This window comes from Niabella yanshanensis, from assembly GCF_034424215.1.
Taxonomy (GTDB): domain Bacteria; phylum Bacteroidota; class Bacteroidia; order Chitinophagales; family Chitinophagaceae; genus Niabella; species Niabella yanshanensis.
In genome coordinates, this window is sequence record NZ_CP139960.1 from 296546 (window position 1) to 309497 (window position 12952).

Annotated in this window: 8 protein-coding genes; all 8 read left to right on the forward strand. The window is 42.9% G+C overall.

Translation table 11 applies throughout. The features are described 5' to 3' along the window. Positions 1 to 15: 15 nt before the first annotated feature. The 8 genes from U0035_RS01025 (at position 16) to U0035_RS01060 (ending at position 12944) form a co-directional block, all read left to right on the forward strand. Complete coding sequence (locus U0035_RS01025) at positions 16 to 2754, forward strand: TonB-dependent receptor (RefSeq protein WP_211316528.1); 2739 nt, start codon at positions 16 to 18, stop codon at positions 2752 to 2754. A 42-nt stretch (positions 2755 to 2796) separates the two neighbouring features. Next, positions 2797 to 3975 carry a DUF4249 domain-containing protein gene (locus U0035_RS01030; RefSeq protein ID WP_114792653.1) on the forward strand — a complete coding sequence of 393 codons (1179 nt, stop codon included), beginning with the start codon at positions 2797 to 2799 and terminating at the stop codon, positions 3973 to 3975. A 236-nt stretch (positions 3976 to 4211) separates the two neighbouring features. Continuing rightward, positions 4212 to 6365, forward strand: coding sequence for a hypothetical protein (locus U0035_RS01035; protein ID WP_162817988.1), 2154 nt, complete (start codon positions 4212 to 4214; stop codon positions 6363 to 6365). Between the two features lie 331 nt (positions 6366 to 6696). Continuing rightward, positions 6697 to 8433 carry a glycoside hydrolase gene (locus tag U0035_RS01040; protein ID WP_114792655.1) on the forward strand — a complete coding sequence of 579 codons (1737 nt, stop codon included), beginning with the start codon at positions 6697 to 6699 and terminating at the stop codon, positions 8431 to 8433. A 27-nt stretch (positions 8434 to 8460) separates the two neighbouring features. Beyond that, positions 8461 to 9381: an alpha/beta hydrolase gene (locus U0035_RS01045; protein ID WP_114792656.1), complete on the forward strand. Its 921-nt coding sequence runs from the start codon at positions 8461 to 8463 to the stop codon at positions 9379 to 9381. A gap of 47 nt (positions 9382 to 9428) precedes the next feature. Further along, entirely contained in the window at positions 9429 to 10592 is a 1164-nt protein-coding gene (locus U0035_RS01050; RefSeq protein WP_114792657.1) for an alpha/beta hydrolase-fold protein, read from the forward strand. Positions 10593 to 10607: 15 nt separating this feature from the next. Further along, positions 10608 to 11717: an alpha/beta hydrolase-fold protein gene (locus tag U0035_RS01055; RefSeq protein WP_114792658.1), complete on the forward strand. Its 1110-nt coding sequence runs from the start codon at positions 10608 to 10610 to the stop codon at positions 11715 to 11717. Positions 11718 to 11762: 45 nt separating this feature from the next. After that, complete coding sequence (locus U0035_RS01060) at positions 11763 to 12944, forward strand: alpha/beta hydrolase (protein ID WP_245957817.1); 1182 nt, start codon at positions 11763 to 11765, stop codon at positions 12942 to 12944. Positions 12945 to 12952 lie beyond the last annotated feature (8 nt).

The window sequence follows — 12952 nt, forward strand, 5'->3', positions numbered from 1 at the left end:
AGGCAAATTCTTACGATGCTTGTTTTTCTGTTGGCTTGTAGAAGCATTGTAGCTCAGCATCCCCCTCATTACCCTGCTATTAGCGGCGCATTCAAACAAATGAAGTTAGCGCAGTTTTTCTTCGAAATAGAAAAACAAAGTGGTTATAAATTTTTTTTTGACCAAAAAAATCTGGATACTACTTTAGTCAATATTGAAGTGCAATCTATGTCACTAGACGTATTGCTTAACAAAGTTTTTTCTGATACTGATTTGAGATTCGCTATAGATTCCGATAAGAATGTTTTTATAACAAAAGGTTTTTTAGTGCAAACCCATTTACCCGTATCTTTCTATGATGAGCGATCGGAAGTCTCATCCACCCTGATCAAAACGGATAAGATACCGGGTGCCGTTGCCAACTCAAAACTAACGAATGATAAAGTTCATATTATAGGGGTGGGGGCACCGGGGCAGAATCCAGGGATGTTCACATTAACGGGCTATGTGCGCCACGAACAAAATGGAGCGCCTGTTAGCGGAGCCTCTTTGTTTGTAGAAAATAGCTCTATTAATGCAATAGCTGATTATCAGGGCTTCTTCTCAATAATACTTCCTTCCGGTAATAATGTACTAAGTATTCAAAGCATCGGAATGGAGGATGTACGTTTGAACTTGAACATGATGGGAGATGGGAGATTGATCGTTCCTATGCAAACCAAAATAATGAGCCTCAAGAATGTTGTGGTATCAGCACAAAAGATGAATAACTTAAGAGTAGCTCAATTAGGTGTTCAGAAGTTAGATATTAAAACTATTAAACAGGTACCTACCGTTTTTGGTGAGGCTGATATTTTGCGCGTGTTATTAACCACGCCCGGTGTTAAAACGGTTGGAGAGGCGAGCACAGGATTGAATGTGAGAGGCGGTTCAACTGATCAAAATCTCATCTTGTTTAACGAGGCAAATATTTACAACCCCTCTCATTTCTTTGGAATGTTTTCTGCGTTCAATCCTGAGGTAGTAAAAGATGTAGAGTTATTTAAGGGCAGTATTCCGGCAAGACATGGTGGTAGGTTGGCGTCGGTAGTTAATATCAACAGCAGATCCGGGAATAAGAAAAAATTTGAAGGCGCTGCAGGGATTGGATTACTCACCAGTCGATTGGAAATTGAAGGACCTGTGGTAAAAGACAAATCATCCTTTATTATTGCAGGACGGACTACTTATGCAGATTGGTTATTAAAGCAATTGCCGGAAGAGTACAAAAATAGCAAGGCCTCATTTTACGATTTGAATTTAGTTTTTGATCACGAGTTCAATGAGAAGAATAGCGTTCACATAACAGGATATTTGAGCAAAGACCGCTTTAATTTAAATAGCGACACTTTTTACCATTACAAAAACCAGAACATTTCAATAAAATGGAAACATACATTTAATAGTCGCCTGCATTCTTTCTTAACCATTGGTAGAGATGGTTACGATTATAGTATTGAAAGCGATTTGAATCCGGTTAATGGTTACCAGCTTAATTTTGATATTGGCCAGACTTATCTCCGCAATCATTATAACTACATGCTTAACAGTAAGCATAATCTTGAGTTCGGTTTGAATTCGAACTATCATAAATTACATTCCGGAAATTATAGGCCAATAGGTTCGCAGTCTTTAGTTAAACCAGTTACAATACCGGCAGAGCAGGCCCTTGAAACCGCATTGTATATAAGCGAGAATTATAAGATTACTCCTAAACTTAGCCTGGATGCGGGTTTGCGTTACTCAATTTACGCGTACTTGGGTCCCTACTCAGTTAATAATTATCCCGAAGGGGTACCCAAACAGGTTGACAATATTTTGGGGACAACAAAGTATGGAGATAATAAGGTAATCAATACCTACCAGGGACCAGAATTCCGAATTGGTCTGCGCCAGCTTATTACACCATCATTTTCATTTAAAGCCGGTTATAACAATTTAAGGCAGTATATACATATGTTGTCGAACACAACTGCGATGGCACCAACCGACATCTGGAAATTAAGTGATCCTAATATAAATCCACAATCGGGAGATCAGTTTTCACTGGGCCTGTATAAAAATTTAAAATCAAATACTATAGAAATATCATTGGAAGGATATTACAAACGCATTAAAGATTATCTCGATTTTAAAAGTGGTGCCGTGCTAGTACTTAACCCTCACATCGAAACTGATGTTTTAAAAACAAGGGGAAAAGCCTATGGTTTAGAATTACTTTTGAAAAAGTCTACCGGCAAGTTGAATGGTTGGGTTAGTTATACCTACAGCCGCATACTATTGAAGGCAGACGACCCGGATGCAGGTGAAATTATCAATAATGGCGCTTTTTATCCAGCAAATTATGATAAACCTCACGATGTGACATTTATTGGTAATTACCAGATCTCTCATAGATTCAGTATTTCTCTCAATACCAATTATAGTACAGGAAGGCCCATTACATTACCGATAGGTCGCTTCTATTATGATGGAGGAGTCAGAACTTTGTATGCCGATCGTAATGCCTATAGAATTCCGGATTACTTTAGAACCGACTTTTCTATGAACATCGAGGGAAATCACAAAGTTCATCAAAAAACACACAATTCCTGGACGATTGGTGTTTATAATTTAACCGGAAGAAAGAACCCCTTCTCGGTATATTATGTTTCTCAGGGAGGTGCAATAAATGGCTATAAGCTGTCTATTTTTGGAAGTGCGATCCCCTTCGTAAATTTTAATATTAGGTTTTAACAGTACTTTTCTTACACCAAGTGCATAACAAAATCATATGCGATGAGTAGAATGAAAATGATATGGGTGATGATATTTATTTCAGTAGTATTAATCTGCTGTAGGGAAAAATATTTTGCTGATTACGAAATGCCGGCATCAGGCTTTCTGGTGGTTAACGGATTCATAAACGGAGGCGGAGAGCCAACGGAAATCAGGCTATCGAGGTCGAATAAACTTACTGAAACTCCCGCTGAAGTGATGGAGACTGGGGCAACAGTTTTGATTGAAAGTGATGCGGATGACCGATATCCATTGATAGAAACGTCCCCCGGCGTTTACTCTTATGGGGCATTGGATGTAAATCCCTCTCGAAAATATCGTTTGTTTATTAAAGCCAGGGGAAAAGAATATATTTCAGAGTTCTCCGGTAAATTATCTACTCCAGATATTGACAGTGTTTCCTGGAAACAAAATAATAACGGTGTTCAGTTTTATATTCATTCACATGATGAATCTAACAACACCCGATATTATCAGTGGAAATTTGAAGAGACCTGGGAAATTAATTCACCATTTTTAAGTGCACTTGAGTATAACTATGATTCTAATAACAAGCTAATCGGCGTAAAGTATAAGTTTGACAATAGGATGGCAGACACTACGATGCAAAGATGCTGGGCAAAAAACAGCTCTCAGGTTTTGATTGTAGGATCTACCGAAAAGCTTAGCAATGATGTTATTTACCTGCCGCTCTATTTTGTGGGAGCCGAATCTGAAAAAATGAGCGTTGCTTACAGCATTCTTACAAAGCAGTATGCCCTTAGCCAACGGGCGTACAATTTCATTTTAACCATGAAGAAAAATACGGAACAACTGGGGTCTGTATTCGATCCGCAACCGTCTCAGCTAACAGGTAATATAAAATGTATTACAAATCCTTCCGAAGTTGTAATAGGATTTGTTGAAGTAGTTGAGCAGAAGACAAAACGTATTTTTATCAACAGGAGGCAACTGAATAACTGGAATTACACAAATACCTGTCAGACAACGGTGATAGATAATAAGCCCGATAGTATTGCGAAATATGCCGGCGGCGGCTTGGTTCCTTCCGTGGTGTACTCTGAAGATATGATTACAGGCGAAATTATAGCCTTTAATGCTGCCCCTGGTCCTTGTGTGGATTGTAAATTACGGGGGGCTACAAACGTGAAACCTGAATTCTGGCCTCAACAATTTTAGTTTAGCTGAAACCATTGACAATGTTTTTGACTGTTAAAAAAAATCTTTTACTTCTTGGTTGCCTGTGGTACTTCTGCATTACACCAGGTAATGCGCAAACCAATTTCAGTACGCTTGAGCTGAATTTAAAGAAGTATACGCAGGATAACGTTGTTGAACGCTTATTTGTACATACGGATAAAGACTATTATCAAACCGGCGAGATTATATGGTTGAAAGTATACGATGTAGACGAGTTGAACAGACCTCTGGATTTTAGTAAGGTCGTTTATGCGGAGTTGCTGGATAAGGATAACAAGCCTGTACAACAAGTGAAAATTGCGATGAGTAATGCAATGGGGACAGGATATATTAATTTGCCGCAGATTATTGCCTCCGGTAACTTTTTATTAAGAGCTTACACCAGGTGGATGCAAAATTCAGGGCCAGTTTCCTTTTTCGAAAAACAGATTACTATTATAAACATGAACAACCTGCCCCGGTTAGCTAATGCTGACAGTGTGGCGAACAAACCATCCCTGGCATTTTTCCCCGAGGGAGGCCATATAGTTGCAGGGGTTCTGAATAACGTTGCCTACAAGTTGCTTTCATATACTGGAAGCATGGATTTTATCGGGTATCTTACTGATGGGAAGGATACTGTGGCCAAATTGTTGCCGAATAAAGATGGGCTGGGAAAGTTTACGTTTACTCCTGCGCAAGGTCGATCCTATACGGTACATGCTGGTTCCAACAGTGAACAACACAGGACCTTCAAGCTGCCTCCAATTCATGACAAAGGCACGGCTATTCAGCTTTCCGATGAAAACGACAAGTTTATTTTGAAAGGCGAAAATAATACTGCTGATCGGTTGTATCATTTACTTGTTCACTCAAGGGGCCATCTGACTTTTGGTGCAGATATCACTGTAAACCAGGGGAAATTTGGTTTCACTTTTAACAAATCGGAACTATCTGATGGTGTATCTGTCATAACCCTGTTTGACGAAAAGTTGACCCCCGTATGTGAACGTATCATTTTTAAGCATCCTGAGGTAAAGTTAGAGCTGGAATTAAAAACCAATCAACCAACTTTCGGTAAGCGCGAACTTGTAGAAGTGTCAATGGAAGCTAAAGATAATGGACTCCTTAATGATGCGGCTGCACTGTCGATGTCTGTTTTTAAACTTGATTCGTTACAAAGTGTACCCAAACAAAATATATATAATTATTTGTGGCTGGGGTCGGAGCTCAAAGGGTACATTCCGGATATAGACCAATATTTTTCTGGTGGGAAAAATAGTGCAACAAACGACGTAGAATTATTATTGTTAACGCATGGTTGGCGCCGATTTGACTGGGATAAGGTTATTAGCAATAATTTCGAGCCGGAATACCTGCCTGAATTACGTGGGCATATTTTGACCGCCACAGTCATAGATAGTATGAGTGGGAGCCCGGTAAGCGGCGCAAAAACTTTTATTTCCGCTCCTTCATTTATAACTATTTTTAAGCCGGCTTTGTCCGATTCTTTAGGAAGAATAAAGGCAGAATTCGCTAATTTTTACGGTAACCAGTCTGTGGTAGCCAAATCTAAAACGAATGGTACCACCATCAAAATTAACAATCCTTTCGCGGATGTTTTCGCCGACAGTTTTCTTCCGCATTTACAGCGACCGGTTAATTATCCTAATACTATATTGAAGCAGAGTATAAATGCACAGGTACAAAGTGTTTATTATAATGATAGTTTGTATCAGTTTTATCTCCCTCCTTTTGCTGACTCGAGTGCTTTTTTTGGAAAGGCTGATTTCAACTATCAATTAGACAACTACACGCGCTTTAGAACGGTTGAAGAAGTATTGCGAGAATATGTTTCTTTAGTAAACGTGAGGCGTAGACGGGATGAGGTTTCGCTTCAGGTGATCAATCCTGAACAAAAACAGATGCTTGCCAACCCACCATTGAACTTATTGGATGGTGTTCCTGTGTCGGATTTTTCTAAATTTTTTGAAGTTGATCCATTAACAATTAGAAGTCTGGATCTAGTCGCTAAACGATATGTTCTCGGGAGTGAGGTGTTCGACGCAATTCTGAGTTGGAAGAGCTATGACCCTGTGGTGGCTAAACATCCTGTGGAATCGGGAGAGACTAAGGTAGATTATGAGGGGCTTCTGTTGCATAGAAAATTTTATTCACCAATATACAGCACCCTAAGCCATTCGGAAGCCAACCTTCCCGACTTTAGGAATCTGCTTCAGTGGCAGCCAGATATAAATTTAAAGGGTGGAGTAAGCTCAAAAGTTGCTTTCTACACTTCAGATCTAAAGGGACGATATGCGATTATTGTGCAGGGGATTTCTTCTAAAGGATTGCCTGTAATTAAAACTGGTCATTTCGAAGTTAAGTAACATAAAATGTGTGACGTATCCGACTTCCTGTAATCTCAATGAAAACGATTGTATTTTGTCACTTTTGCACCGGCGCCGGCATTTGCAAATTGTAAAATCAAAAAGCAGGGCTGACCTGCAAAACCCTTACTGATATTAGAAATTGAGGTTATATACTCGTTTAAACGAACCAAAAAAAATAATGCAATCGATATCATTTTTTATCAATTGATTTCTTTATTTTAGCATTATAATTGTCTTTTTGATAATTATATTTTGATGGATATTGCTGCCGGAGTGTTGTTGGTTCATCCGAATCGTGGATCAGGTAAAAGCTCCTTAAAATTTCTTTATGAAGAAGTATGAAAAAAGAAAAAAGCCAAAGTCTGCTTCCAGCGCATTGTTTGCTCCGGCTATATTGATGGCTTTTTTCAGCATAGTAACAATCCTTTCTTGCACTAAAGAAACTTCACGGGTAGAGGATAAGACTGCGGAAAAGTCTTATGCGTCCTTTGTTACGAATGCGGCTAACGCAAAGGCAGATCAGGACAGTATCAGCATTGGCATTCGTTGGTCGGGCACCAGCTGGGCTATTACAACCGGGGCGGATGGTTTTATTACAGGTTTTTCCCGTAATAGCGGAGGTTCCGGGGCCGATCAGGCAATAGCCGGTAACCTCTACGTGCGTTTAAAGCCCCATTTGGGTGAACAGCCTCGTCAGCAGGAAATTGTCATCAAGGATATGGCTACCGGCAAGGAAGAAAAAATGATATTGACGCAGTTGCCCCTTTCCGCAAGTGATAAGATCACCATCAATCCATCGGTAAAGTTTCAGAAGGTTACAGGGTTCGGCGGAATGATCAATCCGACCTGGACGGGTAACACGCAATTATCTCTTCAGGACATCGACAAATTATACGGGCCGGATGGCCTGGGTTTAAATATCGGACGGTTGATGCTGTATCCGAACGTATCCGGCTGGAGCAGGGAGGTTGCTGTTGCCAAAAGAGTCCGGCAACACGGGGCGATTTTGTTTGCCTCCCCCTGGACGCCGCCCACACAGTTAAAATCTTCCAATACCAACGGCAATCAAAACGGAGAATACCTGTTGCCGCAGAACTACGCTGCTTTTGCAGCGCACATAAAATCTTACGTTGATTTTTATAAAGCGGAAGGAATAGAAATAGAGGCCGTCTCTGTTCAGAACGAACCGGACTATAAAGTTTCCTATGACGGGTGCTCTTACAGCCCCGAGCAAATGCGTGATTTTGTGAAAGGGCATGGGCGTTCGGTCGGCGCCAAATTAATGTCCAGCGAAACCGTTCAGTTCCGAAAAGACTATACGGATCTTTTACTCAACGATCCCCAGGCATCGAATAATTTTGATATCGTTGCCACACATTTGTATGGCTTTAATTTCAGAACCATGGTATCTAACTATCCACTTGCCAGACAGCATAATAAAGAAGTATGGGTAACAGAACATTTGTTTAATGAGGAGTATGATAAAGCACCGGCTAACAGCGAATCCAAAAACTGGCCCTTTGCCTGGAAATACGACTGGGAGTGGCTTCCTTCCCTGAAAACCACACTGGCCGAAGAGTTGCATGATTGCATGAATAATAATTTCAATGCTTATGTGTACTGGTATCTTAAAAGATATTATGGATTCCTGGGTGAGGATAAAGATGCGAATAACCCCGCCGGCTGGTATATGGCTTCCAATGGAGAGATCACGAAACGCGGTTATATCATAGCTCATTACGCGAAATATGCAACCGGGCGCACCAGGATAGAAGCAAGTTCCGGCGTCAATATAGCGTCGGCACAATACGCCACAGGTCAGCCCAGCTTTCTGGTGACCGCATACGAAGGTACCAACGATATAACCCTGGTGCTGATCAATAGAAGCACATCTGCGAAGATTATCGATATTGTTGTACCGGCTGCCATTAACACCGTTACAGCGGTTGAAACAACATCCTTAAAAAATATGGCTTCGCTGGAAAATAATCTCAGCAGTGACAAAAAATCTGTGAGGGTGCGTATTTCTCCGGAAAGCATTGCCTCATTCAAATTATCTCTTTAACAGATTAACATTTTAAAAAATAATATAATGAAAAAAATATTCATTTCTATATGTCTGGCTGCTGTGGCAACCTGTTCATTCGCTCAGAATGCGGTGCAGCCCGCTGCTCCGGGATTCGACGTGGTGCGTCCGTCAGTAGCTAAGGGCAAAGTTGAAACCATTACTTACCCGTCCAAAACAGTAGGTGTTGACAGAAAGGTAACCATTTATACCCCTCCTGGTTTTTCAAAAGAAAAGAGGTACCCGGTATTGTACCTGCTGCATGGGATTGGGGGCGATGAGTTGGAGTGGCTGAACGGAGGTACTCCACAAGTGATATTGGATAATCTGATCGCTGACGGAAAAACAGTGCCCATGATCGTGGTAATGCCCAACGGCAGAGCTATGAAAGATGACCGGGCCGGCGGCAACATGATGGAGCCGGCAAAAGTGCAGGCATTTGCTACGTTTGAAAGGGACCTGATTGATGATCTGATACCCTTCATCGAAAAGAATTATCCTGCTATAGCAAACAGGGAAAGCCGTGCTATCGCTGGTTTATCTATGGGCGGTGGCCAGTCGCTGAACTTCGGCTTAGGCAACCTCGATCAGTTCGCTTGGGTGGGCGGTTTTTCTTCGGCCCCTAACACAAAACCTGCGGCTGAATTGTTACCAGATCCTGAAAAGGCAAAAAAACAATTGAAACTGTTATTTATTTCCTGTGGCGCCAGCGATGGTTTGCTGGGCTTCAGCAAGCGTACACACGATTACTTTGAAGAAAAAGGTGTGCCTCATATTTACTTTATTGAGCCCGGTAACCACGATTTCAAGCACTGGAAGAACGGCCTGTATATGTATGCCCAATTATTATTTAAACCGGTTAACCCTGCCAGTTTCGCGGAATACAGGAAAATGTCCGTAGAACCGGCTGTTAATACCAACAATTTTGGCGGCAGACCGCAGCAATAGGAGTACGAACAATTATTATAAGCTGTTTTCGTAATAAGAGAATCGCGATGAAAAATATTAGACTGATAGCATTAGGGTGCCTGGCTATGACTTATGGGGGAGCTTGCTTTTCTCAGATGATAACGGAAGATTTCAAGCCCTCTGAAACGACACAGAGCGGCCGGAAATACCCGCAGGTAAACAGCGAAGGACGTGTTCGTGCCGGTGTTCTGGCACCTGCAGCTCAATCGGTACAACTGGATATTGGAGGGAAGAAGTACGATTTAAAAAGAAACGCAGATGGTTTCTGGACCGGCGATTCTGGGCCCCAGGATGAAGGGTTTCACTATTACCAGTTAAGCATCGACGGCGCATCAGTGCCCGATCCGGGTAGCCTCTATTTTTATGGTGCCAGTCGTTGGGGCAGTGCGATAGAGGTACCGGCACAGGACAGGGCTTTTTATGAGCTCAGGCAGGTACCCCACGGGCAACTCAGGGAACAGCTTTACTTTTCAAAACTTACCAATACATGGCGCCGTTGCTTCATCTATACGCCTGCCGGATACGATAATAATACTGCCCAAAGGTATCCGGTATTATACCTCCAGCATGGCAGCGGAGAGAATGAGACAGGTTGGCCGGTTCAGGGAAAAGCCAACCTCATCCTCGACAACCTGATAGCTGGAAAGAAGGCAGTACCGATGATTGTTGTAATGGATAATGGCTACGCAACACTATCGGGCGATAACAAGCCGTTTAACCCAACTCCCACAGGGCCCTTTCCCTTTGAGCAGGTATTGATTAATGAGGTGATCCCAATGATCGATAAGGATTACAGGACATTGGCTGATAGAAGCCACCGGGCTATGGCGGGGTTATCAATGGGCGCTAATCAAGCCATGCAGATTGTTATGAAAAATCTGGATCAATTCAGCTATTTGGGCGCTTTCAGCGGCACCGCTAATTATCCTAAATCGGATCCGATTGACGTACCCACCTTCATGAACGGAGCGTTTAAAGATGCGCCATCATTGAACAGGCAATTGAAGTTGCTTTGGTTAGGTGCCGGAACCAAGGAGCCGGCGCCATTTCCGGCTTCGATCGGCGCTTTCAGAAATATGCTGGATCAGACCGGCGTGAGATATCAATATTATGTATCAGAAGGAACCGCGCATGAATGGTTAACCTGGCGCCGGTGCCTCAATCAGTTTGCATCATTGCTTTTTAAATAAATAAAACAGGCCATTATGAATAAGAAAATGACATCCCTGCTTTTAGCAGCCACTTTTTCCAGTGGCTTGTTAATGGCTCAGTCAATAACAGAGGATTTTAAGCCCTCCCGCTTTAATCAACCCGGACAGGCCTACCCTCAGGTAAATTCGCAGGGCTATGCACGTTTCAGGGTACACGCTCCAGCAGCCGACAGTGTTAAAGTGAGTTTAGGATTAGGTGGAAGGGGGGGCACTGTGTTGACAAAAGGCACTGACGGATTTTTTAGCGGAACTACCGAAGGCCCCATGGATGAAGGGTTTCACTATTATAATCTTACCGTAAATGGTGGCAGGTTTAATGATCCCGGAGCATTGAACTTTTTTGGATCAACACGCTGGGAGAGTGGAATTGAAATACCGGCTCATGACCAGGATTTTTACGCTTTGAAAGATGTGCCACATGGTCAGGTTTCGCAAATTCTTTTTCCTTCGAAAAGCACGCAAACATCCCGCCGGGCTTATGTTTATACACCCCCGGGTTACAGCAAAGATCTGAACAGCCGTTATCCTGTTTTATACCTGCAGCACGGCTGGGGAGAAGATGAAACTGCCTGGACGAACCAGGGCCTGGCTCATCTGATCATGGATAACCTGATCGCAGAGGGAAAAATAAAGCCCTTTATCATTGTGATGACCTATGGTATGACCAATGAAATTAAATGGGGCCGGATCAGGGATTTTAAAATCGATTCATTTGAGACGGTATTGGTGAAAGAGTTGATCCCATATATAGATGCCCATTTCCGTACGAAGGCCGACCAGCCCCACAGGGCGATGGCGGGCTTATCTATGGGAGGCATGGAAACCAAAATGGTTACCCTGGCTAACCCCAATGTATTTTCTCACTACGCCTTATTGAGCGGTGGAACCTATGCGCCTGCTGATATAAAAGATAAATCAAAAGTAAAATTGATCTTTTTAAGTTGCGGCAGTAAAGAGAACCCTGAAGGAGTGAAGAAGGCTGCGGATGAATTGAAGGCAGCAGGCTTCAATAGTGTTTCCTATGTATCTCCCAATACTGCCCACGAATTTCAAACATGGCGTAGAAGCTTAAAGGAACTGGCGCCCCTGTTGTTTACAAAATAACATCAGCAGACTACGATTGTCTTATATAAATATAAAAACCCACAAGTGAGTAATAAATATTTTCCACTTTTAATGGTAGCCGCATTGGCAGGTAGTGTTGTGAATGCGCAATCCGATATTGATGATTTTAAAGTGTCATCAACCACACAACAGGGCAAGCAGTTTCCTAAAGTGAATAGCCAGGGCGCCGTTCGCGTTAGCATTGCGGCTCCGCAGGCCAACCTGGTGCAGCTGGATATCGGCGGTAAGAAATACGACCTTAAAAAAGACACGGCAGGAATATGGACCGGAGAATCGGCTCCACAGGATGTTGGGTTTCACTACTATCAACTAAATGTAGATGGGGCTTCGGTTCCTGACCCCGGAAGCTTTTACTATTACGGAGCCAGTCGCTGGGGGAGTGGCATCGAAATACCTGCTGCCGATTCGGCTTTCTTTGCACTCAAGAATGTGCCGCACGGCGATCTCCGTAAAAGCTATTACTTCTCGAAATCGTCTAACCGTATGCGCCCGGTTTATATTTATACGCCCCCGGGATATGAAAAAGAAACGGCAAAAAAATACCCCGTGTTATACCTGCAGCATGGCATGGGAGAGAACGAAACGGGATGGGGCGGCCAGGGCTATGCAGGATTAATTATGGATAACCTGATAGCCGAAGGCAAGGCCAACCCATTTATTATTGTAATGGAAAACAGCAGCGTAAATCTGGGCGGAATGCGTCGCCCGGCTGCTCCGGCACAGGGCCAGACGCCGCCTGCGCAGGGCGCACCGGCTAACGCACGCACTCCGGGTGGTGGAATGAATTTTGCCGCTGAATTTGAGAAGGTTTTGTTCAACGACCTGATACCGTATATAGAAGCTAATTATAGAGTTATAGCCAGTCCTGAAAACCGTGCAATGGCCGGCCTTTCGATGGGTGGCATGCAAACGCGTTCACTGGTGATGGCCAACCCTGAAAAGTTTGCTTATGTTGGCATGTTCAGCAGCGGCACTTTCGTGCCATCCGAAATCTCAGATATCAATGCATTTAAAAAGAACGGGAAGCTGGTGTTTATGAGTTTCGGCGGCAAAGAGGCCGGTGCGGCCCGTATTCCGGCAGCAGCCGAAGCGTGGAATAAAATAGGTATCAAAGGTGTCTCTTATGTATCGCCCGAAACTGGCCATGAGTGGCATTCCTGGAGAAGAAGTTTGTATGAATTCGCTCCGTTATTATTTAAAAAGTAGGGTTGAAC